This is a genomic window from Kitasatospora sp. NPDC006697 (assembly GCF_042869935.1).
Lineage (GTDB): Bacteria > Actinomycetota > Actinomycetes > Streptomycetales > Streptomycetaceae > Kitasatospora.
This window is the reverse complement of record NZ_JBIAGU010000034.1, coordinates 12,580-36,068: the sequence shown is the minus strand read 5'-3', so window position 1 is coordinate 36,068 and position 23,489 is coordinate 12,580. Positions and strand designations below refer to the sequence as shown.

General features: G+C 75.2%; 20 protein-coding genes and 1 other RNA gene. 7 read left to right on the top strand and 14 right to left on the bottom strand.

All coding sequences use genetic code 11. The annotated features are described in order from the left end of the window. Positions 1–16 precede the first annotated feature (16 nt). On the top strand, positions 17–1,636 hold the full coding sequence (locus tag ACFYNO_RS33980; protein WP_388021381.1) for an amidohydrolase: 1,620 nt from the start codon (positions 17–19) through the stop codon (positions 1,634–1,636). Between the two features lie 30 nt (positions 1,637–1,666). Here the strand turns inward: ACFYNO_RS33980 and ACFYNO_RS33975 are convergent, their stop codons facing one another. The 5 genes from ACFYNO_RS33975 to ACFYNO_RS33955 all read right to left on the bottom strand — a co-directional run bounded on the left by ACFYNO_RS33975 (position 1,667) and on the right by ACFYNO_RS33955 (position 5,791). Beyond that, positions 1,667–2,005 (bottom strand): P-II family nitrogen regulator, encoded by a 339-nt coding sequence (locus ACFYNO_RS33975; RefSeq protein ID WP_388021380.1) that lies wholly within the window; start codon positions 2,003–2,005, stop codon positions 1,667–1,669. Beyond that, positions 2,002–3,321, bottom strand: coding sequence for an ammonium transporter (locus ACFYNO_RS33970; RefSeq protein WP_388021379.1), 1,320 nt, complete (start codon positions 3,319–3,321; stop codon positions 2,002–2,004). Before ACFYNO_RS33970 ends, ACFYNO_RS33975 begins: the two co-directional genes overlap by 4 nt. Before the next feature lie 111 nt (positions 3,322–3,432). Next, positions 3,433–3,827, bottom strand: an RNA gene (gene rnpB, locus ACFYNO_RS33965) — RNase P RNA component class A. A gap of 55 nt (positions 3,828–3,882) precedes the next feature. Next, on the bottom strand, positions 3,883–5,337 hold the full coding sequence (locus ACFYNO_RS33960) for an RNB domain-containing ribonuclease (RefSeq protein WP_388021378.1): 1,455 nt from the start codon (positions 5,335–5,337) through the stop codon (positions 3,883–3,885). A 19-nt stretch (positions 5,338–5,356) separates the two neighbouring features. Continuing rightward, positions 5,357–5,791, bottom strand: a complete 435-nt coding sequence (locus ACFYNO_RS33955) for an SRPBCC family protein (protein ID WP_388021377.1) — start codon at positions 5,789–5,791, stop codon at positions 5,357–5,359. A gap of 103 nt (positions 5,792–5,894) precedes the next feature. Here ACFYNO_RS33955 and yaaA point away from each other — a divergent pair, with 103 nt between their 5' ends. Further along, on the top strand, positions 5,895–6,692 hold the full coding sequence (yaaA, locus tag ACFYNO_RS33950) for a peroxide stress protein YaaA (protein WP_388021376.1): 798 nt from the start codon (positions 5,895–5,897) through the stop codon (positions 6,690–6,692). 18 nt (positions 6,693–6,710) lie between these two features. Here the strand turns inward: yaaA and ACFYNO_RS33945 are convergent, their stop codons facing one another. The 3 genes from ACFYNO_RS33945 to ACFYNO_RS33935 all read right to left on the bottom strand — a co-directional run bounded on the left by ACFYNO_RS33945 (position 6,711) and on the right by ACFYNO_RS33935 (position 9,507). Beyond that, a complete protein-coding gene (locus tag ACFYNO_RS33945) occupies positions 6,711–7,841 on the bottom strand; it encodes a bifunctional RNase H/acid phosphatase (protein ID WP_388021375.1) in 1,131 nt (376 codons plus the stop codon). 11 nt (positions 7,842–7,852) lie between these two features. After that, complete coding sequence (locus tag ACFYNO_RS33940; RefSeq protein ID WP_388021374.1) at positions 7,853–8,596, bottom strand: zinc ribbon domain-containing protein; 744 nt, start codon at positions 8,594–8,596, stop codon at positions 7,853–7,855. A 65-nt stretch (positions 8,597–8,661) separates the two neighbouring features. Further along, positions 8,662–9,507, bottom strand: a complete 846-nt coding sequence (locus ACFYNO_RS33935; RefSeq protein ID WP_388021373.1) for a Nif3-like dinuclear metal center hexameric protein — start codon at positions 9,505–9,507, stop codon at positions 8,662–8,664. Positions 9,508–9,941: 434 nt separating this feature from the next. Between ACFYNO_RS33935 and lanL the strand changes: the two genes are divergently transcribed. Both lanL and ACFYNO_RS33925 read left to right on the top strand, forming a co-directional pair. Then, a complete protein-coding gene (gene lanL / locus ACFYNO_RS33930) occupies positions 9,942–12,764 on the top strand; it encodes a class IV lanthionine synthetase LanL (RefSeq protein ID WP_388021372.1) in 2,823 nt (940 codons plus the stop codon). After that, entirely contained in the window at positions 12,761–14,779 is a 2,019-nt protein-coding gene (locus tag ACFYNO_RS33925) for an alpha/beta hydrolase family protein (RefSeq protein ID WP_388021371.1), read from the top strand. Before lanL ends, ACFYNO_RS33925 begins: the two co-directional genes overlap by 4 nt. A gap of 135 nt (positions 14,780–14,914) precedes the next feature. On the opposite strand, the gene ACFYNO_RS33920 is transcribed toward ACFYNO_RS33925, so the two are convergent. The 4 genes from ACFYNO_RS33920 to ACFYNO_RS33905 form a co-directional block, all read right to left on the bottom strand. Then, positions 14,915–15,409 (bottom strand): GNAT family N-acetyltransferase, encoded by a 495-nt coding sequence (locus ACFYNO_RS33920; protein WP_388021370.1) that lies wholly within the window; start codon positions 15,407–15,409, stop codon positions 14,915–14,917. Between the two features lie 26 nt (positions 15,410–15,435). Next, positions 15,436–15,888: a TetR-like C-terminal domain-containing protein gene (locus ACFYNO_RS33915; RefSeq protein WP_388021369.1), complete on the bottom strand. Its 453-nt coding sequence runs from the start codon at positions 15,886–15,888 to the stop codon at positions 15,436–15,438. A gap of 101 nt (positions 15,889–15,989) precedes the next feature. Next, entirely contained in the window at positions 15,990–16,781 is a 792-nt protein-coding gene (locus tag ACFYNO_RS33910; protein WP_388021449.1) for a thioesterase family protein, read from the bottom strand. A 99-nt stretch (positions 16,782–16,880) separates the two neighbouring features. Further along, positions 16,881–17,534 carry a DUF4232 domain-containing protein gene (locus ACFYNO_RS33905; protein ID WP_388021368.1) on the bottom strand — a complete coding sequence of 218 codons (654 nt, stop codon included), beginning with the start codon at positions 17,532–17,534 and terminating at the stop codon, positions 16,881–16,883. A gap of 172 nt (positions 17,535–17,706) precedes the next feature. Here ACFYNO_RS33905 and ACFYNO_RS33900 point away from each other — a divergent pair, with 172 nt between their 5' ends. Next, positions 17,707–19,857: an McrB family protein gene (locus ACFYNO_RS33900; protein ID WP_388021367.1), complete on the top strand. Its 2,151-nt coding sequence runs from the start codon at positions 17,707–17,709 to the stop codon at positions 19,855–19,857. Next, entirely contained in the window at positions 19,850–21,112 is a 1,263-nt protein-coding gene (locus tag ACFYNO_RS33895; protein ID WP_388021366.1) for a PE-PGRS family protein, read from the top strand. The genes ACFYNO_RS33900 and ACFYNO_RS33895 overlap by 8 nt, the downstream gene beginning before the upstream one ends. Positions 21,113–21,410: 298 nt before the next feature. On the opposite strand, the gene ACFYNO_RS33890 is transcribed toward ACFYNO_RS33895, so the two are convergent. After that, entirely contained in the window at positions 21,411–22,172 is a 762-nt protein-coding gene (locus tag ACFYNO_RS33890) for a group II truncated hemoglobin (RefSeq protein WP_388021365.1), read from the bottom strand. Positions 22,173–22,245: 73 nt separating this feature from the next. Here ACFYNO_RS33890 and ACFYNO_RS33885 point away from each other — a divergent pair, with 73 nt between their 5' ends. Next, on the top strand, positions 22,246–22,650 hold the full coding sequence (locus ACFYNO_RS33885; protein ID WP_388021364.1) for a winged helix-turn-helix transcriptional regulator: 405 nt from the start codon (positions 22,246–22,248) through the stop codon (positions 22,648–22,650). Here the strand turns inward: ACFYNO_RS33885 and ACFYNO_RS33880 are convergent. Further along, positions 22,598–23,485 (bottom strand): aldo/keto reductase, encoded by an 888-nt coding sequence (locus tag ACFYNO_RS33880; RefSeq protein ID WP_388021363.1) that lies wholly within the window; start codon positions 23,483–23,485, stop codon positions 22,598–22,600. The two genes, ACFYNO_RS33885 and ACFYNO_RS33880, sit on opposite strands and share 53 nt — an antisense overlap. Between the last annotated feature and the right edge of the window lie 4 nt (positions 23,486–23,489).

The following is a 23,489-nucleotide window of genomic DNA, read 5'->3' as shown; positions in this document are numbered from 1 at the left end:
ACCGAAGGAGCCGCCCGTGTCCCCCGATCTCGTCCTGCTCGCCGCCCGGTTGCTCGACCCCGGCAGCGGCGAGCTGCTGCCGCAGACCGCGCTGGCCGCAGCCGGCGGCCGGATCACCCGGCTCGGCGACGACCACGAGCTGCGGGCGCTGGCCGGCCCGGGTACCACGGTGATCGACCTGAAGGGCGCCGTGGTCACGGCCGGCTTCACCGACGGTCACCTGCACCCGGTCTCCGGCGCCGAACGCACCATGGGCGTCGACCTGTCCGGCTGCCGCGACCTGGCCGCCGTCCGCGCGGCGCTGGCCGCGGCGGCCGGCCGGCTCGCTCCCGGCGGCTGGCTGCGCGGCTGGGGCCTGGACCCCAACGCGTTCGGCGACCAGCCGGTGGCCGCCGCCTCGCTCGGCCCGGTGCTGGACGGCCTGCCGGCCCTGATCGACCTCTTCGACGCGCACTCCGCGCTGGCCAGTGCCCGTGCCCTGGAGCTCGCGGGGGTCGACGGGCCGCGCGAGTTCGCCCAGCGCTCCGAGATCGTCTGCGGCCCGGACGGCCGGCCCACCGGTCTGCTGCTCGAGGACGCGGCCTGCGAGCTGGTCGAGTCCGCCGCGCCCAAGCCCACCCGGGCCGAGGTGCTGGTCCGGGCCGCGGAGGTGCTGGACCAGATGGCCGCCGCCGGCCTGACCGCCGGCCACGCGATGGACGCCAACGGCGACAGCCCGGCCGTCTACGCCGCCCTGGAGGAGCGCGGCGAGCTGCCGCTGCGGCTGCGCGTCGCCCCCTGGTACCAGCCGGACGCCGGCCCGCAGGCGCTCGCCGAGCTGATCCGGCAGCAGGGCACGGGCGGGCGCCGCTGGCGGATCACGGGCGTGAAGATGTTCATGGACGGCACCATCGACAACGGCACCGCCTGGCTGGAGAAGCCCGACTGCCACGGCGAGTCCACCCACGCCTTCTGGCCCGACCCGGCCCGCTACACCGAGGTGGTCGCCGAACTGCACCGGGCCGGCGTACCGACCGCCACCCACGCGATCGGCGACGCGGCCGTGCGGCACGCGCTGGACGCCGTCGAACGGGCCCGGGCCACGGGCGGGGCGCAGGTCCGGCACCGGATCGAGCACATCGAGACCCTGCCGGACGACACCCTGGCCCGGTTCGCCCGCCTCGGCGTCACCGCCTCGATGCAGCCCACCCACTGCACCGAGTACACCCGGGCCGACCACACCGACAACTGGTCCCGCCGCCTCGGCGAACCACGCGCCTCCCGCGCCTTCCGCTGCGGCGACCTCTGGAACTCCGGCGCCACCGTGGTCCTCGGCTCCGACTGGCCGATCGCCCCCTTCCCGCCCCTGGCCGTGATGGCCGGCGCCCGCCACCGCCGCCCCAGCGACCTCTCCGGCCCGCCCCACGGCCCCGACCAGGCCCTCACCCCGCTCCAGGCCCTGCGCGGAGTCACCGTCAACCCGGCCTGGACCGCGGGCGAGGAGGCCGAATCCGGCCGGATCGCCGAGGGCTACCGGGCCGACCTGGTGGCGCTGGCGGCGAACCCGCTGGAGGTCCCGGACCTGCAACTGGCCGATCTGCCGGTGCTGTTGACGGTGGCGGGCGGCCGGGTGACGCACCGTCACCCGTCACTCTGACGCCGACTCGGCGCCGGAGTCCGATGGGGCTCAGACCGCGTCGGGCCCCCGCTCCCCCGTGCGGACGCGGACCAGGGTCTCCACCGGCACCGACCAGATCTTGCCGTCGCCGATCTTGCCGGTGCGGGCCGCGGTGGCCAGGGCGTCGATCACCCGCTCCGCGTCGGCGTCCTCGACGACCACCTCTATCCGGGCCTTGGGGACCAGGTCGACGCGGTACTCGGCGCCGCGGTAGACCTCGGTGTGGCCGTGCTGGCGGCCGTAGCCGCTGGCGTCGGTGACGGTCATGCCGTGGACGCCGAGCTCCTGGAGGGCGGTGCGCACCTCGTCCAGCTTGTAGGGCTTCACGATGGCGGTGATCAGCTTCATGCGGTGGTGGCCTTACCGGACGGGTGCGGCAGCCCGGGGGCGTGCAGGGCCGACCCGTGGCTCAGGACGCCGTGATCGTACGCGGTCTCGGCGTGGGCGGCGAGGTCCAGGCCGGTCCGCTCGTGGTCGGCCGGGGCGCGGAAGCCCATCAGGCGGTCGATCGCCTTGCCGATGCCGTAGGTGACGGCGAAGGCGTAGGCCGCCACCGCCAGCACGGCGACCAGTTGACGGCCCGTCTGGGCCAGGCCGCCGCCGTGCAGCAGGCCGGTCGCCCCGCCGGTCATGGTGGCGGTGGCGAAGACGCCGATCAGCACCGTGCCGATCACGCCGGCGACGAAGTGCACGCCGACCACGTCCAGGGAGTCGTCCAGGCCGACCTTCAGCTTCCAGCTCACCGCGTAGGAGCAGACCACGCCGGCCAGCAGGCCGATCACCAGCGCGCCGGGCAGGTCGACGGAGCCGCAGGACGGGGTGATCGCGACCAGTCCGGCCACCGCGCCGGAGGCCGCGCCGAGCGTGGTGGCGTGCCCGTCGCGCTTCTTCTCCACCAGCAGCCAGCCCAGCAGTCCCGTGCAGCCCGCCGCCTGGGTGTTCAGCAGCACCGCGGCCGCCACCCCGTTGGCGCCCAGCGCCGAGCCGGCGTTGAAGCCGAACCAGCCGAACCAGAGCAGGCCCGCGCCGAGCAGCACCAGCGGCAGGTTGTGCGGCCGCATCGCCTCCTTGCCGAAGCCCAGTCGGGGCCCGAGCACCAGCGCCAGGGCCAGTCCGCCGGCCCCGCAGTTGACCTCGACCACGGTGCCGCCCGCGTAGTCCAGCGCGCCCAGGTGGGCGGTGATCCAGCCGCCGGGCGCGAACACCCAGTGCGCCACCGGCACGTAGACCAGCACCGTCCAGACCGCGGTGAACAGCACCCAGGCGCCGAACTTGGCCCGGTCCGCGATGGCGCCGCTGATCAGCGCGGCGGTGATGATGGCGAAGGTCAGCTGGAAGGCGGCGAAGAGCAGGGTCGGCACGTGCCCGGTCAGCGAACCCGGCGTCACCCCGGCCATCCCCAGGTGCTCCAGGTCGCCGATCAGCCCCCAGCCCGCGTCGTCCCCGAAGGCGAGGGTGTAACCGACCGTCAGCCAGACCACGGTGACCACGGCGATCGAGACGAAGCTCATCATGATCATGTTGAGCACGCTCTTGCTGCGGACCATGCCGCCGTAGAAGAGCGCCAGCCCGGGCGTCATCAGCAGCACCAGGGCCGTGCTGGCCAGCAGCCAGGCGGTGTCGCCGGTGTCGAGCCCGGCGGGGGTGGAGGAGGCGAGGAGCATGCGGCAGTGTTGCCCGCCGCTGTTACTGCCGGCGGACAGCGGTGTTTCCCGCGTGTTTCGTGTTGCGGGGGCGTTTCCGGAAGCTCACCACCCCGCAGGGGTGGTGAGCGACGGACGAGTCGGCCATGTACGCCGGGTTCTGTCTCCCGGGTTGCTTGCGCGGCCCGGGGAGGCGGCCATCCATCTAGGGCTGCCGTTGCCGACAGCCTCGTGCGGTCTACCCGCGGACTCGGGCGAGCAGCCCTCAGGCATCCGCGCACGGGACCCGGGGGTCCCGATCTTGACCTTGCTCCAGGTGGGGTTTACCTAGCCGGCCGAGTCACCTCGGTCGCTGGTGGTCTCTTACACCACCGTTTCACCCTTACCTACCGAGGTAGGCGGTCTGTTTTCTGTGGCACTGTCCCGCGGGTCACCCCGGGTGGGCGTTACCCACCACCCTGCTCTGTGGAGCCCGGACGTTCCTCGGCGGGCCCCTGAGGACCCGTCGCGACCGCCCGGCCGGCTCGTCCGCCGTAGTGGTCATCGTAGCCGGTCGGGCGGGGCCCGCCGATCACCGGGCCGTCAGGCCGGGGCGAACCGGATGGTGCGGGTGACCGGGTCGGCCCGGGTGAGCCGGACCCGGATCCGCTCGCCCAGCGGCAGCCGCGCCCCGTCGCCGCCCTCGCAACGGGCCCGGACGGCGGGCTCGGTGAGCTGCACGGTGCCGTGCGCGGGGCGGCGCTCGTCCAGGTCGACCACCACCGCGTCGAAGTCCTCGCCCTCCCGGCCGCGCAGCAGCTCCGCCTCGACCAGCGCCACGCAGGCCCGCTCCACCTCGTGCGCCCGCCGTTCGCCGCCGGCCATCAGGCCGGGCACGGTGTCCAGCGCCTCGCGCACCCAGCCCGGCACCTCCTCCCCCGCGGCCACCGCCACGCAGATCTCCTGCACGAACCGGTCGGCCAGCCGGCGCAGCGGCGCGGTGCAGTGCGCGTACGGCGCGGCGAGCGCGGCGTGGCCCGGGTCGGCGGGCGGTAGCAGGCCGCGGCCGGTGTCGAAGGCGTGGTACCCGGCGCCGCGCAGCAGCCCGGTGCACTCGTTGAGGAAGGCGGCGTGGTGCGGCAGCAGCGGGTCCAGCGAGCGGATCAGCGCCGGGTAGCCGAGCTGCGGCGGCCAGGGCACGTAGAGCGCGTGGGCGCAGCGGCGCAGCCGGTCGTAGGCGGAGTCGGGGGCGGTGGGCAGGGTGCGCAGCAGGCCGACCCCGGCGTCGAGCATCAGCTCGGCGGCGGCCATGCCGGTGAGCAGCGAGATCTGCGCGTTCCAGCCGTCGGCCGGGCGGGGTGCACGGTAGCTGGGGCGGTAGCCGTGGCTGGTGGCCTCGATCTCCAGCTCGGGCAGCGGCAGGCTGACCCCGCCGCGGGCCTGCTCCTGCAGTTGGCGGGCCAGACCGATCTCGGCCAGCAGGGTCAGCTGCCCGTCCGGGTGGCCGCCCTCCACCTCGCGCTGCACGCCCGCGTAGTCCAGCCGGCGGCGGGAGCGGACCACGGCCCGGCGGACGTCGGCGATCACCGGCGAGCCGTCCGCGTCCAGGTCGATCCGCCAGAGCAGCGCCGGGCGCGGCCGGCCGGGCAGCAGGCTGGCGGCGCCCTCGGAGAGCACCGCCGGGTGCAGCGGGATCCGCTGGTCGGGGAAGTAGAGGGTCTGCACCCGGCGCCGGGCCTCGGTGTCGATCGCGCCGCCGGGCCGGACGAAGGCGGAGACGTCGGCGATCGCGTAGTGCACCCGGTAGCCGCCGCCGGGGCGGCGGGCCAGGTGCATGGCCTGGTCCAGGTCGAGCGAGCCGGGCGGGTCCAGGGTGAAGAACGGCAGGTCGGTGGCGTCCTCGGCGGGCAGCCGGGGTTCGGCGGCGGCCCGTTCGGCCTCGGCCAGCACGGCGGGCGGGAACTCTGCGGCGATCTCCATCCGGGCGCGCAGGCCGTCCAGCTCGGCGTTGATCCGGGTCGGGTCGGCGGCGCGCAGGCGCAGCAGGCGGCGGGGCATGGGCACCAGCGTAGGCGGGCTAGCGGGCCGGCGCCGGGCTCTCGCAGTGCGTCTTCAGGCCGCCGGCCTCCAGGGCCAGGTAGCGGCGGGCCAGCGGGCCGTAGAGCAGTGCGCCGAGCGGGGCCAGCGGTCCGGTCAGCCGGAGGTCCAGGGTGACCAGGGTGCCGCCGGGCACGGCGCGCAGCAGGTGGCCGGCCTCGGTGCGCAGGCCCGGCGCGGCGGTGTGCCAGCGGAACGAGCGCTCCGGCTCGCAGGCCGTCACCTCCCAGAGCGCCCGGCGCAGCCGGGGCTGGCTGATCCAGGCGCGGGTGCCGGTGCCGAACGGCCACTGCGGATCCTGACGCACGATCAGCCGGACGCTGGGCGTCCAGTAGTGCCAGTGCTCGATGTCGGCCAGCACCGCCCAGACGGCCGCCGGCGCGGCGGCGATCTCCACCTCGACGCGGTGGTGCACGGCCTCACCCCCTCGCCGCCATGGTAGGGAGCGGCCCGCCGGACCGGTAGATTGCCACGAACTGTTCAACCGTTCCGAAGCACCGCGAGGGGAAGTCGCCCGCATGCCGTTCCTGGTCCTGCTGCCGCCGTCCGAGGGCAAGGCCGAGGCGCCCGAGGGGGCGCCGGTCGAGCTGTCCGGGCTCTCACTGCCGGGGCTGACCCCGGCCCGTGAGCGGGTGCTCGACGCCCTGGTCGGGCTCTGCCGGGGCGACGAGGAGCAGGCCGCCGAGGTGCTGGGCCTGAGCAAGGGCCTGCGCGGCGAGGTGGCCCGCAACGCGGGCCTGCGCACGGCGGGCACCCTGCCGGCCGGCGAGCTCTACACCGGGGTGCTCTACGACGCGCTGGGGCTCGGCAAGCTGGACGAGGAGGCCTACCGGCGGGCCGAGCGCTCGCTGCTGGTCTTCTCGGGCCTGTGGGGCGCGGTGCGGATCGGTGACCGGATCCCCGCCTACCGCTGCTCGGGGGGTGTGAAGCTGCCGCCGCTGGGTGCGCTCGGCGGGTACTGGCGGCGCGAGATGGCCGAGGTGCTGCCGGCCGAGGCGGGGGCCGACTCGCTGGTGCTGGACCTGCGCAGTTCGGCCTACGCGGCCTCCTGGGCGCCGGCCGGCGAGGTGGCCGCCCGCACCGCGACCGTGCGGGTGCTGCAGGAGCGGGACGGCAAGCGGTCGGTGGTCAGCCACTTCAACAAGGCGACCAAGGGCCGGCTGGTCCGCGACCTGCTGAACTCGGGCGCCGAGCCGGCCACCCCCGGCGAGCTGTACGAGGTGCTGCTGGGCCTGGGCTACACCGTGGAGGTGGCGGCCGAGGGCACGGCGCGCAAGGCCTGGAAGCTCGACGTGGTGGTCACCGAGCTGCACTGAGCCGCGGCCGGCGCACCGTCAGCGCAGGTGCCCGGTGTCGTTGAGCAGCCGCAGCGAGGCGTTGCCGTCGCCGTAGTACTGCACGGCGCAGAACGAGGCGGCGGACAGCTCCATCCGGTACAGCGACTCCGGCGGCGCGCCGAGCGCCAGCCGGACCAGCGTCTTGATCGGGCTGACGTGCGAGACCACCAGCACCGTCTGCCCGGCGTACCGGGCCAGCACCTTGTCCCGGGCCGCCGCGACCCGCTGGGCGAGCGAGGCGAAGCTCTCGCTGCCGCCGGTCGGCCGCGCCCGGCTGGAGCCGAGCCAGGCGTCCAGGTCGGCCGGGTACCGCTGCTGCACCTCGGCGAAGGTCAGCCCCTCCCAGGCGCCGAAGTCGAGCTCGCGCAGCCCCTCCTCGACGTGGACCTCCAGGCCGAGCCGCACCGCGGCCGCCTCGGCGGTCTGCCGGGTGCGCAGCATCGGCGAGCAGACCACGGCCTGCACGGTGCCGCGCGCGGCCAGCGCCTCGGCGGCCCGCTCGGCCTGCCAGCGGCCCTTGTCGGAGAGCTCGGGGTCGCTGCCGGTGGAGCCGGAGAACCGCTTCTGCGGGGTGAGCGCCGTCTCACCGTGGCGCAGCAGCACCAGGGTGGTGGCGGTGAGCGGGTCGGCGCCCCAGCCGGCCTTGGGTGCGGCGGGCTCCTCCGGCTGCTCGGCGGCCGGCTCCCCCGCGGCCTTCGGCGCCCAGGCCCGGCCGGCCTGGCCCGCGTCCATCGCCTCGTTGGCCAGCCGGTCGGCGTCCTTGTTCCGCTCGCGCGGGATCCAGGCGTACTCGACCCGGCCGCGCGGGAAGAGCTCGCGGGCCTCGGCGGCCAGCGGCTGCATGTCCGGGTGCTTGATCTTCCAGCGCCCGGACATCTGCTCGACCACCAGCTTGGAGTCCATCCGGACCTCGACCAGCGCCTCCGGGTCCAGCTCGCGGGCGGCCCGCAGCCCGGCGATCAGGCCGCGGTACTCGGCCACGTTGTTGGTGACCCGGCCCAGGTACTCGGCCGTCTCGACCAGGATCCGGCCGCTGTCGGCCTCCCGGACCACGGCGCCGTAGCCGGCCGGCCCCGGGTTGCCCCGGGAGCCCCCGTCGGCCTCGACGACGAACCTGCGCTGGGTCATCCGACGGTCCCTCAGATGCCGGAGTCGGCGGTGCGGACCAGGATCCGCCCGCAGTTCTCGCAGCGCACCACGGTCTCGGCCGGCTGGGCCTTGATCTCGTTCAGGTCGGTGATCGCGAACTCCACCCGGCAGCCCTCGCAGCGGCGCTGGTAGAGCCGGGCCGCGCCGACGCCGCCCTGCTGCTCGCGCAGCCGGGTGTAGAGCTTGAGCAGGTCGGCCGGGATCACCGCGGCGACCGTCTCGCGGTCCCGGGCGACCTTGGCGGACTCCTCGTCCAGGCCGGCGAAGGCGGTGTCGCGGCGCTCGGTGGCCTCCTTCAGCACCACCTCGGCGTGCTCCAGGCGGCCGGACAGCTCGGTGACCCGGGTCTGGGCGGACTCGACCCGCTCCATCACCTCGAGGACCACGTCCTCCAGGTCGCTCTGGCGCTTGGCCAGCGACTCGTTCTCGTGCTGCAGGTTCTCCAGGTCGCGGGCGGAGCCGACCGCGCCGGAGTCCATCCGCTGCTGGTTGCGGGCGGCCCGGGCACGGACCTGCTCGACGTCCTGCTCGGCCTTGGTCAGCTCGCGGGCGGTGTCGCCCTGCTGGGCCTCGGCGGCCACCACGAGGTCCTTGAGCGCGGTGTGGTCGGCGGTGGCCTTCTCGATCTCGGCGTGCTCGGGCAGGGTGCGGCGCCGGTGGGCCAGCTGGTCCAGCTTGGAGTCGATGGCCTGCAGGTCGAGGAGGCGGATCTGGTCGGCGGGCGCGGCGTTCAAGCGGGGGGCTCCTGTTGGGACGTTGAGACGTGGAGAGGGGTCGGACGGATCGGTGCGCCCGGCACCTAGGGCTGCTGGGCGGGGGCGGGCATCGGCGCGTGCGCCGTCCACGGGTCGGTGACCAGGGTGGAGACCCGGGTCTCCAGCTCCCAGCCGTGCTTGGCGGCGGCCGCGCCGAGGTCGCGGGCGGCCAGGCCGAGCCAGGGCCACTCGGTGGCCCAGTGCGCGGCGTCGAGCAGGGCGACCGGGGCGGCCTCGGCCGCCTCCGAGGCCGGGTGGTGGCGCAGGTCGGCGGTGACGTAGGCGTCCACGCCGGCGGCCCGCACCTGGGCGAAGAAGCTGTCGCCGGAGCCGCCGCTGACGGCGACCCGGCGGATCACCGCCTCCGGCGCACCGGCCACCCGGACGCCGGCCGCGGTGGCGGGCAGCGCGCCGGCCACCCGGGCCGCGAAGGCGCTCAGCGGCTCCGGCTCGGGCAGTTCGCAGATCCGGCCGGTGCCGCGGCGGCCGGCCGGGTCGGTCGGGTCGGGCACCAGCGGGCCGAGCACGGTCAGGCCGATCGCCTCGGCCAGCGCGTCGGAGACGCCCGGGTCGGCGTGGTCGGCGTTGGTGTGTGCGACGTGCAGCGCCACTCCGGCCCGGATCAGCGAGTGCACCACGCGGCCCTTGGCGGAGGTCGCCGCGACGGTGGTGGTGCCGCGCAGGTAGAGGGGATGGTGAGTGACCAGCAGGTCGGCGCCCCAGGCGATGGCCTCCTCGGCCACCGCTCCCACCGGGTCGACGGCGAAGAGCACCCGGCGCACCTCGGCCCCGGGGTCGCCGCAGACCAGGCCGACGGCGTCCCAGGACTCGGCCCACTGGGGCGGGTACAGCTCTTCCAGCGCGGTGATGACCTCGGACAGTTTCGGCACCCGTTGAGACTACCGCCTAGCCGGGCGGGACCGGGGCGGACGGGGTTCGGGGCGGGGGCCGGCGGGGGTCCGGCGAGGGTCCGGCGGGGGCGTCAACGCCGTGCGCGGGGTCCGCCCGGCCGCATCACGGCGCCGGCGCTCCGGCCGCGCTTGGCAGAAGGAACCGCCCCCGCGACGGCCAAAACCAATTCAGATCACCCGTAAGAGTGAAGTGAACCGCTCCACGTTGAGCCACCCGGGCACCGAAAGTAACTTCTCTGGTGCACCGGGGAGTCAGCCCGGTCGGGGAGCCGGAAAGAATCGCGGAGAAACCTTCGGGCGAATGCCCGGGGGACCGCGGAACCGGATTGCTCCCACCGCTCCGAAAGTCCGCTCGCCGGACTTCCGGAGATCGAATCCGAACCACTGGTCGAGCAGAGGGGTGTGAAAGCAGCATGGGGACGGGCACACCGCTGCGCGCGGCCGGGGGGCCGGATTCGATGGCGGCCGCGTGGCGGTCCGGGGCACCCTCGGACGACACGCTGGTGGAGGTGGCACGGGCGGCCGTGACCGGCGCCGGAGCAGCAGACAGGGAGGGCGCCGCGGGTGGCTGGGGGGCCGCCTACGACGGGTTCTGGTGCACGGTCCGGCCGCCCGAGGGGGTGCCGGCGCCGCCGGAGCAGGGGTGGAAGCTCCATGTGAGCGCGGCCGGCACGGTGGCCGCGGAGGTGCTTTCCGCGGTGGCCACGGTGATTGCCGACGACCCCTGCGCATTCAAGTTCGCGATGGACCGGGAAGCCCTGCACCAGGTGAATTCGCGGAACAGCGACCGCGGCTCGGCGGGGAAGTTCATCACCGTCTACCCGGCCGATGACGAGCAGTTCCGGCGGCTCGCCGAGGAATTGCACCTGGCCACCGAGGGAATGCCCGGTCCGGTCGTGCTGTCGGACCGTCAGTTCGCGCCCGACAGCCGGGTGCATTATCGCTACGGGGCTTTTTCCCGGCGGGCCGAACTCGGCAATGACGGAGCTTATCGATCGATTCTGACCGGACCTGGCGGAGAGCGTTTCGAAGATGTCCGGGCGGCGAGCTACCGCTGCCCGCCCTGGGCGGTGGACCCGCTCCGGGGACCGGCACCGAAGGCATCCGCGGCGGAGGGGGGCGCGGTGGGCGGCGGTGATGGACGGGCCCCGGCGCCCCGCGCGCAGGGGAGCGGCGGCGTGCTGGTCGGCGGCCGGTACGCGCTGACCGCGGCGCTGCGGCACTCCACCAAGGGCGGTGTCTTCCTGGGCACCGACACCACCGACGGCAGCACCGTGGTGGTCAAGCAGGCCCGGGCCCACATCGAGGTGGACCGGACCGGCACCGAGGCCCGCGGCGCGCTGCGCCACGAGGCCCGGATGCTCGCCGAGCTGGCCGGCCTCGGGCTGACCGCCCGCCCGCTCGACCTGCTGGAGCTGCCGGACTCGATGCTGCTGGTGCAGCAGCACATCGACGGCCAGCCGCTGGGCAGTTGGGTCGCCGCCCAGCTGACCAGGGACGGCGCGCCGGACGTGCCCTGGGAGCGGGCCCAGCCGATGGCGCTGGCGCTGGTCGACCTGCTGGAGCGGGTGCACGCGGCCGGGGTGGTGCTCCGCGACCTCTCCCCCGGCAACGTGCTGGTCCGCGCCGGCGAGCCGGGCACGGAGGCGCTCTGCCTGGTCGACCTGGAGCTGGCCTGCCGCACCGGCACCCGGGCCGGCACCGCCGGCACCCCCGGCTACCGGGCCCCCGAGCAGCGCGGCCCCGCCGCCACCGCCGACCCGGCCGCCGACCGCTACGCCCTGGGCGGCCTGCTCTTCCTGCTCGCCACCGGCCACGACCCGGTGCTCCCCGAAGAGCTGCCCGGCGCCGACCCGGTCGCCGACCGCCTGGACCGCTGGCTCGCGCTGGCCGCCCGGACCGGCCGCACCGCCCGCCACCTGGCGCCGCTGATCCGCGCACTGCGCGCCCCGGACCCCGCCGCGCGCTGCTCGCTGGAGCGCGCCCGCGAGCTGCTCGGCGCGCCCGCCGGACCGCGCCCCGCCCCGGCCGCGCACCCGCGCGACCGGGTGCTGCGGGACGGCCTGCGCCGGCTCACCGAGACCGCCACCCCGCACCGGCCGGACCGGCTCTGGCCGACCGTGCCCAACGGACTGCTCACCGACCCGTGCAACGTGCAGCACGGCGCCGCCGGCGTGGTCGCCGTGCTGGCCCGCGGCCTGGCCGTGCATCCGGAGGCGGAGCCGACGCTGCGTCAGGCCGCGCACTGGATCGAGCGGCGCTGCGCCGCCGAACCGGTGGTGCTGCCCGGGCTGCACTTCGGCCGCTCGGGCGCCGCCTGGGCACTGCTGGACGCCGCCGAGGTGCTGGGCGACCGGGCCGCGGCCGACCGGGCCCGCCGGCTCGCCGAACCGGTCCCGGTGCGGTGGAGCAATCCGGACGTCTGCCACGGCGCGGCCGGCGCCGGCTTCCTGAGGCTGCGGCTCGGCGACCGGGCGGCCGCCCTGGCCGGTGCCGAGGCGCTGCTGGCGGCGGCCGTGGAGGAGCCGTACGGCACGGTCTGGCCGGTGCCCAGGTCCTTCGACTCCGCGCTGGCCGGGATCACCCACCTCGGCTTCGGGCACGGGGTCGCGGGCGTCGGCGCCTTCCTGCTGGCGGTGCACCGGGCGACCGGGGACGAGGCCGCGCTGGCCGGCGCCCGCCGGGCCGCCCGGACCCTGGCGGCGACGGTGCGCCGGGCACCGGGCAGCGGCGCCGCATGGTGGCCGCAGAGCGCGGGCGACCCGCCCGCCGTCCGGCTGGCGCACTGGTGCAACGGCTCCTCCGGGATCGGCAGCTTCCTGGTCCGGCTCTGGCAGGCCACCGGCGACGCCGCGGCGGGCGAGCTGGCGCTGGCCGCCGGGCAGGCCGTGCTGGACAACCGCTGGCACGCCGGCACCAGCGCCTGCCACGGGCTGGCCGGCGACGGCGAGTTCCTGCTCGACCTGGCCGGGGCCACCGGCGAGGCCCGGTTCCGCGAGGGCGCCGAGGAGTTCGCCGACCTGCTGGGCGCCCGGGCGGTGCCGCGCGACGGCCTGCTGGTGCTGCCGGACGAGACCGGCACCGGATGCGCCGCCGGCTACGGCACCGGCACGGCCGGCCCGCTCGCCTTCCTGCTGCGGCTGCGCGACGGCGGCCCGCGGCTCTGGGTGGACCCGGTCGGTCCGGTCGAAGGCTCCCTGCCCCTGCTCGACGACCTGACGGAGCCCACCGCGTGAACACCACCGTCCGCTCCCTGGCCCCCGCCCAGCGGCGGCTCAGCTTCACCTTCGCCGCCGACGGCTCGCACGCCGCCTGCCTGGCGGCCGGTCCGAACAGCGGCTGGTACGCCGAGAGTTGGCGCCTGCACCCGGAGCTGCCAGCGGAGCCGACCGCGCTGCCGCTGTCCGGCGGGCGCTCCGAGAGCCTGCGCACCCAGTTGCTCGCGCTGCCGGACGGCCGGGTGCTGGCCTGCCGGCACGACGGCGAGCGGCACGACCTGCTGCTGCTGGCCGCCGGCGAACCCGCCGTCGAGACCGCGCTGGCCACCCTCCGGATGCCCGGACTGCGGCTGCTGGCGATGCCCGCCGAGGGCGGCGCGGCCGACCCGGAGGCACCGGTCGCGGTCGCGCTCGGCACCGACACCACGCCGACCACCCACGCCTGGCTGGTGTTCACCGACGGGCGCCCGCCGCGCCAGGTCGCCGAGTTCCCCGGCCTGCACGGCGGCGGCGTCTGGCTGGACCGCACCGGCCGGCTGCTGGCGCTGGACCGGGTGAAGGCGGGCGTGGTGAAGACCGTCGTGCTCGACCTGCGCCTCGGCACGGTGACCCCGCTGTTGGAGATCGCCGAGCGGAGCAACGACCGGCTGGTGCTCTTCGACCCCGACACCCGCTTCCTGCTGCTGCGCAGCGACGCGCCCGGCGAGGACCGGCTCGGCTGGGGCGTGCTGGGCGGCGTGGCGCCGGTGCGGTTCCCGGAGTGCCTGCACGTGCCCGGGCTCTTCCTGCGCCCGGTGACGCTGGAGCCGGGGGCGGCCACCGCCGAGCGGACCAGAGTGGCGGTCCAGGTGGACCACGGTGCCTCCTCCGCGCTCGCCGTCTGGGAGCCGGCCGTCGGACGGCTGGAACCGCTCGCCGTGCCGCCCGGGCGGCTGGGCGCGATCGGCCACTGGTCGGCGGCGGGGCTGCGGATGCCGTACTCCGCGCCGGACCACCCGACCGCGCTGGCCACCCTGCGGGTGGACCGGCTGCGCGGGCCGCGGGCCGGGGCGACCACGGCGGGCGGCGGTGCGCTGCCGCTCACCCTGGCGCCGCTCTCCGGGCCGCGCCTGGTGCCCAACCCGGCCGCGCCGGGTGCGGGTTCGGGAGCCACCGGGCTGGAGCCCGCGCAGCTGACCGGGGCACCGCGCCCGCCGGTGCCCGGCTGGCGGCTGGACGGCAGCGCGCCGCCCACCGACGGCGGCCGCTGGCACGGTGCGCAGAACCTGGAGCTGGCCGGTCCGGTCGGACCGATCGAGGCGATCGTCTACGGCGGCGAGGCCTGGCTGAGCAGCCCGCACCTGGTGCTGGCGCTGCACGGCGGGCCGGCCGACGCCTGGCGGCTGGAGTTCGACCCGGCGCTGCAGCGGATGGCGGCCGAGGGCCTGGCGGTGGTCGCGCCCAACCAGCGCGGCTCCACGGGCTACGGCGACAGCCACGCGATGGCGATCAAGGGCGCCTGGGGCGGTCCCGACCTGGCCGACGTGCTCGGCCTGCTGGAGGGGCTGGCCGGGCAGCGGGCCGCGATCGGCCTGGAGCCGCCCGCGCTCTTCGGCGTCAGCTACGGCGCGTTCCTGGCCCTGCTGACGGCCGCCCACGCGCCCGCGGACCGGGTGTCGCGGTGCGCGGTGGTGGCCCCGTTCCTCTCCGGCGCGCGGCTGCTGGCCGAGGCGGCACCGCCGGTGCGGGCGCTCACCAGCCGGCTGGGCGGCGGGGAGCCGCTGCACGACGCGCTCGGTCCGCGCGATGTGCTCGCCCTCGCCGACCGGCTGACCGTGCCGCTGCTGATCGTGCACGGGGACCGCGACGAGGCCGTGCCGGTCAGCCAGTCCCGGGCACTGCGGCGCGAGTTGCTGCGGCTGGGGCGGGCCGAGGGCAGCGACTTCCGCTACGTGGAGGCGGCCGGCGCGGGCCACGAGGTGCTGGCGCAGGAGGGCGCGGCCGTGCTGCACGAGCTGCTGGCCGGCTTCCTGCGGACCGGGCGCCCGGTCTGACGAACCGTCATCTCCGAGACTTCCCCGCTGCGCGATCGCGACGCGGGACGGGGGGCTGCCCGGCCGCGGCGGCCCCGGCGGACCGGCCGGGCATCGGCCCCGGAGCGGACCCCGCTCCCCCGCGCGGGGGAGGTGTCAGTGGAGCCGGCGCCCCATCAGCACATCGTCCACGTACCGCCCGTCGATCAGGAACTCCTCCGGGCAGATGCCCTCCACCGCGAACCCGCACCGCTCGTAGAGCCGCCGGGCCGGGTGGTTGTGGCCGAGCACCCGCAGGGTCATCCGCCGTGCGCCCTCCGCGCGGGCCGCCGCGCAGGCCGCCTCCACCAGGGCCTGCCCGAGGCCGTAGCCGCGGGCCGACGGCTTGACGGCCAGGCCCTGGATCTGCCGGACGTGCCGGTTGCTGGCCAGCGGGGTGGGCGGCACCTGGCGGACGAACCCGGCCAGTCGGCCGCCGAGTTCGGCGATCAGGAACTGCTCGGGAGCCTGCCGTCCGTCGAAGACGGCGGCATCGGCGGCCGGCCACGGCGTGACATCGCTCAGCCGCGACCAGACCATGCTCCGCAGCGCGGCCAGCCGCTCCTCGTCCTCCAGGACGGCCTGTCTGATGATCAGATCGGCAAGGGACACCTCGCCATCGTAACCAGGGCTCCCGGTCAGCGGTTTCCGCCGAACCCGGCCAGCAGGCGGTCCACCTGGGCGGGCACCTCGGCCGGGTCGAGCGGGAGGTGCCGGACCAGCAGGCGGTACCAGAACGGGCCGAAGACCAGGTCCACGGCGTACTCCAGGTCCAGCCCGGCGGCCAGTTCGCCGCGGGCCACCCCGCGCGCCAGCAGCTCGGCCACCACCCGGCGCCGGCCCTGCACCCACTCGGTGAACCGGGGCGCGAACTCCGGGTCCAGCTGCGCCTCGGCGATCAGCCCGCGCAGCGCCTCGACCCGGGTCGGGTGGTCGACCACGGTGTACAGCCGGCCGAGGAAGAGCCGCAGGTCCTCGGCGCACTCCCCGGTGTCCGGCTCGGGCATCCGCTGGGCGACGCCGGGGCCGTAGGCGTCCATCACCAGCGCCGCCTTGGACTTCCACCACCGGTAGATGGTGCTCTTGGCCACGCCGGCCCTGGCCGCCTGCCCAACTGGACGCCGGACGACCTGCCGGACGCCGCCCTGCCGCAGGTCGGCGCCCTGGTCCGCGAACTGCTGGCCGGCTGACGCTACTTCGGCGGCAGCGGGCGGACCGTCAGGATCTGCTCGGCCCGGCCCACCGGCCCGTCGACGTCGTGCAGCGTGCTGCTGGTGACGCCGAGCCCGGCGGGGCCGAAGGTCACGGTGGTGTCCAACCCGGTCCAGTCGCCCTCGGGTTGGCGGTGGAAGTGGATGGTCAGATCGGTGTTGGGGAACATCCACTCGGTGGGCGGCTGTTGGACGGCGATGCCGTTGGCGGTGTCGACCAGCGCGACGAAGCGGGCCGCCGGGCTGCTCGGCTCGCCCGCGACCAGCTCGAGCGGCGTGCGCAGCCAGGCCGCGGACCGGCCGGGCCCGGCGGACCGGCGCCGGACCTCCACCGAGGCGATGAAGCCGCCGCCCCACAGCTCGCTCATCGCCCACGGCTCGAAGGCCTCCGGCCCGGCCTGCCGCTCACCCGGCACGGCGGCGACGGCCGCGGTGTCCAGCACCTCCAGCAGCCAGGCCCGGGCCCGCACCACGGCGCGCTCGCCGATCACCACCACGGCCTCGACCAGCTCGACGGTCCGCCCTGGCCGGATCGTCCGCACGGTGATCTCGCACTCCTCCAGCGCGATCAGCCCGAGGATGTCGAAGCTGATCCGGGCCAGCGCCAGCCCGTCGGCGGGCCGCCCGGCCCGGTACCGGTCGATCGCGTGCACGATCAGCCCGGCCAGCGGGCTGAAGTGCTGCTCCTCCGCGTGCCAGGCGCCGCTCGCCTGGGCGGTGGGCTTGTAGCGGTCCTCGCCGACGCGCTGGAAGTAACTGCCGGTCAAGGGGATCTCCTCGGACGGGGCGGACCGCTGCCGTCAAGATCGTAGGCAGCCGAACGTCCGTTCGCCACGAGGGGCCTGGTGATCCGCCCCACACGGACCGGCGGCTCAGGAGTTGAACAGCACCCCGACGGTGGGCTGCAGGGTGCCGATGGTGATGCCCGCCTTGGAAACCGTCAGCTGGATCACCTGCCTGTTGTCCAGGCCCTTGAGATCGGCGGTCAGCTGGGTGGTCTGGTCCGGCGGCGTGACGACCAGGCCGGCCAGCACGTGGCAGGTCTCGTCGCCCTTGTCGCAGGGCGCCCACTTCAGGCCGGCGAAGGCGTTGTCGCCGGGCTTGATCAGGTTCTGGGTGGTCGGCGGGAACGGGAACGGCACCCGGTTGGTGTCGAGCGACAGCTGGCTGTTGTCGGCCAGCAGCCCGCCGAGGCCCGCGTAACCGGTCAGGTCGCAGGTGCGGTTGCCGACGTTGGCGAGCTTCAGCAGCGCCGAGCTGTTGTTGCCGATCGGCGGCTCGATCTGGATCTCCGCTTTCAGCTCGTCGGTGCGGCAGCGGTTCCCGTTGGCGGCCGGCTTGGCCGTGCCGCTGCCGCCCTGGCCCGGCTGCGCGGTGGGCTTCGCGAGGGCGCTCGCCGCGGCGGAGTGCGAGGCGGCCGGCGGGTTGGCCGCGCCCGTGGAACCGTCGTCGTCGTTGCAGGCCACCGCCCCCATCGCCAGTGCCACCGTGGTCGCCGCTACCGCAACCGCCTTGCCGATCCTCATGACTGCTCCCCCTCCGGTACAGGTGCTCGCTCTACACCTCTGATCACGCGACCCGGGTGTCCGGCGGTTCGTGATCTGGTGTCGCAGCCACGTCACAGGGAAGTCGCCGTGCCGTCATGGAGCGGCCGCCCCGGCCCGTGGTCACGCAGCGTGGTCAGTCATGATGGCCGCCATGCGAACCGGTGAGGATGACGGCGGCAAGAGCCTCGCGCTGCGAGCCGAAGAGTTCGACCGCTCGGCCCTGGCCGAGCGGCTGGCGAACGCGGAAGCGGATCGGCGGCGGGTACGGTCCGAGTTCCCGCCCGACCGCTGGGACAGCATGCCGCTGCTCCGCTACGCCCTCGGCCCGGACTCGAACCACTTCGTCGCGCCGTCGTTCTGCCGGCTCATCGAGTTCGGCACCGACTCGCTCGGCAGCATCCGCGGCGGCAGCGCGGCCAAGCACATCATCTACCAGCACCGCAGCGGCGAATGGCGCTACCCCGCCAAGCTGGGCGAGCCGCAGCAGGCCTGGGAACGCATCCGGGCCGACTTCCTCGCGGCCTTCCAGGCGGCGGCCGGGCGCCAGTTCGACCGGATCGACGACTGCGAGACGCTCTCCTTCGGCCAGGCCCTGACCACCAAGGCGCTGGCCGCCTACTTCCCGGACGAGTTCATACCGATCTACGCCGCGCAGCACGTGCGGCACTTCATCGAGAAGCTGGGCGGCGAACCGGATCGCGCCTACGGCGAGGTGCGGACCTGGCGGGCCAACCGCAAGCTCCTCCAACTGGTGCGCGAGCGGCGGGAGTTCGCCGACTGGTCGCCCCACGAGGTGGCCGCCTTCCTCTATCAGGCCTACGACCCGCGCCCGCGGAACCGGCAGGCCTGGAAGATCGCCCCCGGCGACCGCGCCAGGCTCTGGGAGGACTGCCGGGCCGGCTCGTACATCTGCGTCGAGTGGGACGCGGTGGGCGACCTGTCCGCGTTCGAGAGCGACCTGGAGCTGAAGGACGCCCTGGACGACTACTGGCCGCAGTCACGCGGCGGGAACCTGGTGATGGCCCGGCAACTGCTGGCCTTCCGCGACCTGCAGCCGGGCGACCAGGTGATCGCCAACCGGGGCAAGTCCGAGGTGCTCGGGCTCGGCACGGTGACCACCGGCTACCGCTTCGACGCGGACCGCCCGGAGTTCCGGCACCTGGTCGGGGTCAGCTGGGACGAGTCCTACGCGCAGACCTTCGACGCCCCGGTGCACGCCTGGCAGCGCACCTTCGCCAAGGTGCCCGAGCGGCTGCTGCGGCAGATCCGGGCGGGCCGGGCCGCTCCGCCGGTACCCGCCGCGGCGCAGCAGCCGGTCGAACCCGAGCTGCCGGCCGCCGTCAGCCGCGTGCTGGAGGCCCTGGAGCGCAAGGGGCAGGTGATCCTCCAGGGCCCGCCCGGCACCGGGAAGACCCGCCTCGCGCTGAGCGCGGCGCTGGCCCTGACCGGGCGGGCGGAGCTGATCGAGGCGGCCGCCAAGGAGCGCCGCACCGCCGTCCGCGAGCTGCTGACCGTACCGCCGGGCGCGAAGGCCGCCCCCGTGACCATGGTGACCTTCCACCCCTCCTACGGCTACGAGGACTTCGTGGAGGGCTACCGCCCGGACACCGCCGGCGGCCAGGCCGGGCTCAAGCTGGAGCTGCGGCCGGGGCTCTTCCTGCGGCTCTGCGAGGCCGCCGAGGAGGACCCGGAGCAGACCTTCCTGCTGATCGTCGACGAGATCAACCGCGGCGACCTGCCCCGCATCCTGGGCGAGCTGGTCACCCAGCTGGAGGTGGACAAGCGCGGCATCCCGATCAGCCTGCCGACCAGCGGGCGGCAGGTGGCCGTCCCGCCGAACGTGCTGATCATCGGCACCATGAACACCGCCGACCGCAGCGTCGGCCACCTCGACGTGGCGATCCGCCGCCGGTTCGCCTTCATCGACGTGCCGCCGGACCTCGACGCCATCACCGGGGACGTCGGCGGGCTCGACCTCTCGCTCTTCCTGCAGAGCCTCAACTCCCGCCTGGACAAGGCCTTCGGCCCGGACCACCAGATCGGCCAGTCCTGCCTGCTGCACGAGGACGAGCCGCTCGGCACCGCCGAGGAGCTGTCCGCCGCCTTCCACCACGACATCGTCCCGCTGATCAACGACCACTGCCTGGGCCGGCCCGAGCTGCTGCGGGAGGTGCTCGGCGCGCTGGTCGACCCCGGCACCGGCCGGATCGCCCAGATCAGCCCGCAGGACCTCCCCGCGAAGCTGGCCGCCGTCTTCGGCGGCGCCGGCGAGTCCGACGAAGCCGACGGCCTCGATGCCTGAGCGGCCGACGCCCGAGATCAGCGTCGCGGAGCACCAGCACACCGTGCTGACCCGCGATCAGCTGACCGAAGCCGACCTGCGCCGGCTGCGCATCCTGCAGGACCGCGGCCGGCTCAGGCTGCGGCAGGTCGGCTCGAGCTGGCGGGTGGAGGTGAAGTCCGCCGCCGGGGTCCTGGTGCTCGACCGGGTCCGGCTGCTGCTCCGCCCCAAACTGCCCATCCACGGCAGCCGGTTGATCGAATGGCTCTGCTACGCCCAGGGCGTGCCGGTACCGCACGAACAGACGCTCCGCCAGTGGCAGACCGGCAGCCTCGGCTACGCGGGCGTGGTGCTGCCGGCCCTGCTGCTGGAGTGCCGGCAGCTGCTCAACCGGGGCCTGCACCGCGACTACCGGCCGCGCGAACGGGTCGAGACGGCGCTGCGCGGCCGGCTGGACGTGCGGGCCCAGGCCGTCCGCCGCTTCGGCACGGTCGACCGGCTGCACGTACGGACCTTCGAGCGCGAGGTGGAGACCTGGGAGAACCTGGTCTGCGGCGCCGCGCTGGCCGCCGCCACCACCATGGCCGACCAGCCGGCCCTGGCCCGCGCGCTCCAGGACACCGCGGCGGCCTTCCCCCGCCCGCGCCTGCCCTACACGGCCGAACGCCACCTGGACCGCGCCCGGTACACCCGCCTGAACGCGCACTACCGGCCCGCCCACACCTGGTCCCGCCTGGTCCTGGGCGGCGGCGGGGTCGACGACCTGCTGCTCGACCGGGGCACCCGGGCCGGGAGCGTGGTGCTGCACCTCGACAACCTCTGGGAACGCGTGGTCCGCCAGATGGCCGCGGAGGCGGCGGCCGAGACGGGCGGCCGGCTCGCCGGCGCCACCGAGGGCCGGATCGTGACCGACGGCGAACCCGGCCTGAGCCGCAGCTCCTTCCGGCCGGACGTCCTGCTCGCCTTCGACTCCGCCGCCGGGCCCTCCCGGCTGCTGGCCCTGGACGCCAAGTACAAGGGCTACCAGGGCAAGCGCGTCAGCGCCGCCGACCGCCACCAACTGCTCACCTACATCGCGGGCTACACCACCCCCGCGTCGCCCCTGGCCGTGATCGTCCACCCTGAGGGCCCGAGCCGGTACACCCTGACGGTCGACAGCCCCCGGGGACCGCTCGGCCGGATCGAGGTACTGGGCCTGGACCCGGCCCTGCCGCCCCGCCAGGCGGCCGAGCCGCTGCGCCGGGTGATCGCGGAGTTCGCGGCGGCCACCGGGTAGCACCCCTGGTTCCAGGGCTTGCGCCACACCAGCGTGTACCGCCAGAACAACCGCCTCCGCAGCCATACACCGGGGAGCAGGCGGTGCGCCTCGCGGACCAGCTCGACGTAGGCGGTCTCGGGCGGCCGGGTCCGCGCCGTCATCGCGACGGGCCGGGGCGCCGGGCGGCCGCCGTTCCGCAGCAAGCCGACCACGGGGTTGAGGGCCAGTGGGCGTTGTGGTCCCACGGGTAGGCGGCGTTGATGCGGTGGAGGCGGTCGATGAGCGTCGGCACGACCCCAGCCGACCGCACCGCGGCTCACCCCCGGTACGGCGGGGTGATCCCCCAGTCCCAGCGCGGCATCGGGGCCTCCGGCAGCGGGGGCGGGTTGGGGCCCGCGTACAGCACGGCCATCCGGGTGCCCCACTCCAGGTAGTAGGCGAGCACGGCGCGGAACTCGGGGTCGGCGGGCAGGCCGACCTCGTCGGCGGTCTCCAGCAGCAGGGCGACCCAGCGGCGGCGCTGCTGCTCGTCGATGCCGCGGCCGAGGTGCTGGGAGGCCATGTGGCGGTGGCCGCCGTGGTCGGCGCTGTAGGTGTGCGGGCCGCCGAAGACCTCGCCGAGCCAGGCGGCCACGTGCTTGGCGTGCTCGGGGTGCTTGGCGGCGAAGAGCGGGGCGAGCAGCGGGTCCTGGTCGACGTGCTCGTAGAAGCGGGTGAAGAGCCGTTCCAGCGCCTCGCGCCCACCGGCCCACTCGTAGAGGGTGGGGTGGGCGCCGCCGCGGCCCGCGACGGCCGTGACCTCGTAGTGCCGCATCTCCTGGATGTCCGTCACATAGGGCTTGATCGCGGCGAAGAACGCGCCGAACTGCTCGCCCTTGCGGAAGCCCTGGAGGTGGTCCTCGGTGGAGGTCCACCGGATGCGCAGCACGTAGGCCTCCGGCTCCTCCGTGCACCGGCTCAGTTCGAAGTCCAGGCACTGCTCGGCGGCGGTCAGCGCCTCGGCCGCCCGGGCGTAGGCCTCCTCGAAGGCGGTGCGCCGGGGCTCGTCGATCCGGTAGCGGATGTATTCGACAATCATGGTCCCGAGCCAACCGCAGGTCGGGGCCCGGGACAAGAACTGACTTCGCGGTAAGCACCTGGACGGGGGAGCCATGACGGACGATCAGTCGTACAACTGCGCGGTCGAGTTGACGCTGAGCGTGATCGGCGGCAAGTGGGCGGTGGTCGTCCTCGCGCTCCTGAAGGAGGGCGTGCACCGCTACGGCGCGCTGCGGAGGAGGATGCCGGCGGTCAGCGAGAAGGTGCTGGTCCAGCGCCTGCGCGGCCTGGAGGCGAGCGGGCTGGTCTCCCGCCACTCGGACGGCGGCAGCCCTCCGGCGGTGGAGTACCGGCTGACGCCGGAGGGCGAGAGCCTGATCCCGATCCTCGACGCGCTGTACGCCTGGGGCGTGCAGCGCGCCGCCCGCACGGGGGCCGTGATCCTCCCGCCGGCACCGGACCGCCTCACGCCGGCCGGGCCTCCTCCAGCTGCGCCAGCTCCTCCGGGCTCAGCCTGAGCTCCGCCGCGGCCGCCGAATCCGTGATGGAAGCCGGGCGGCTGGCCCCCGGCACCGGGAGCACCGCCGGGGAACGGGCGAGCAACCACGCCAGCGCGATCTGCTGCGGGCTGACGCCGCGTCCGGCCGCGATGCGGTGGAAGGCCGTTCCCGTTGAGGACGGACCACCCGGCGGACCGTCCAGGGCACTGCGGGAGATGCCGCCCAACGGGCTCCACGGCAGGAAGGCCAGTCCCATCCGCGCGCACAGCCGCAGTTCGGGCTCGGCGGCACGCAGGGCGGGCGAGTACCGGTTCTGCACGGAGACGAGCCCGTCGCCGAGGATCTCCCGCGCCTGGTGGATCTGCGCGGCGGTGACGTTGGAGATCCCGGCCGCGCGGATCGTGCCGGCGTCGAGCAGCTCGCGCAGGGCGCCGACGGATTCGGCCCAGGGCACCCCCGGGTCCGGCTTGTGCAGCTGGTACAGGCCGATGGCCTCGACGCCCAGGCGCCTGGCGGAGGCCCCCGCGGCGCGCTTGAGGTGGGCGGGGCTGCCGTTGACGGTCCAACTGCCGTCGCCGGGGCGGCCGCGGCCGCCCTTGGTGGCGACCAGGACCCCGGAGGTGTCGCCGCCGTAGGTCGCCAGGGCCCGGGCGATCAGCAGCTCGTTGTGGCCCGCCTCGTCGGCGTGCCAGTGGTAGCTGTCGGCGGTGTCGATGAGCGTGATGCCGGCGTCGAGGGCGGCGTGGACGGTGGCGACGGCCCGGGCCTCGTCCGGGCGGTGCTCGATGGAGAGCGGCATGGCGCCCAGTCCGATGACGCTCACGGCCGTGTTGGCGACGGTGCGGTACCGCATGGCG

What these genes read in the sequence shown, in the direction of transcription:
- ACFYNO_RS33975 (WP_388021380.1), bottom strand. Translation starts at nt 2,005, where the DNA reads ATGAAGCTGATCACCGCCATCGTGAAGCCCTACAAGCTGGACGAGGTG.
- ACFYNO_RS33970 (WP_388021379.1), bottom strand. Translation starts at nt 3,321, where the DNA reads ATGCTCCTCGCCTCCTCCACCCCCGCCGGGCTCGACACCGGCGACACC.
- ACFYNO_RS33960 (WP_388021378.1), bottom strand. Translation starts at nt 5,337, where the DNA reads ATGCCCCGCCGCCTGCTGCGCCTGCGCGCCGCCGACCCGACCCGGATC.
- yaaA (WP_388021376.1), top strand. Translation starts at nt 5,895, where the DNA reads ATGCCGTTCCTGGTCCTGCTGCCGCCGTCCGAGGGCAAGGCCGAGGCG.
- ACFYNO_RS33945 (WP_388021375.1), bottom strand. Translation starts at nt 7,841, where the DNA reads ATGACCCAGCGCAGGTTCGTCGTCGAGGCCGACGGGGGCTCCCGGGGC.
- lanL (WP_388021372.1), top strand. Translation starts at nt 9,942, where the DNA reads ATGGGGACGGGCACACCGCTGCGCGCGGCCGGGGGGCCGGATTCGATG.
- ACFYNO_RS33905 (WP_388021368.1), bottom strand. Translation starts at nt 17,534, where the DNA reads ATGAGGATCGGCAAGGCGGTTGCGGTAGCGGCGACCACGGTGGCACTG.
- ACFYNO_RS33900 (WP_388021367.1), top strand. Translation starts at nt 17,707, where the DNA reads ATGCGAACCGGTGAGGATGACGGCGGCAAGAGCCTCGCGCTGCGAGCC.
- ACFYNO_RS33895 (WP_388021366.1), top strand. Translation starts at nt 19,850, where the DNA reads ATGCCTGAGCGGCCGACGCCCGAGATCAGCGTCGCGGAGCACCAGCAC.
- ACFYNO_RS33890 (WP_388021365.1), bottom strand. Translation starts at nt 22,172, where the DNA reads ATGATTGTCGAATACATCCGCTACCGGATCGACGAGCCCCGGCGCACC.
- ACFYNO_RS33885 (WP_388021364.1), top strand. Translation starts at nt 22,246, where the DNA reads ATGACGGACGATCAGTCGTACAACTGCGCGGTCGAGTTGACGCTGAGC.
- ACFYNO_RS33880 (WP_388021363.1), bottom strand. Translation starts at nt 23,485, where the DNA reads ATGCGGTACCGCACCGTCGCCAACACGGCCGTGAGCGTCATCGGACTG.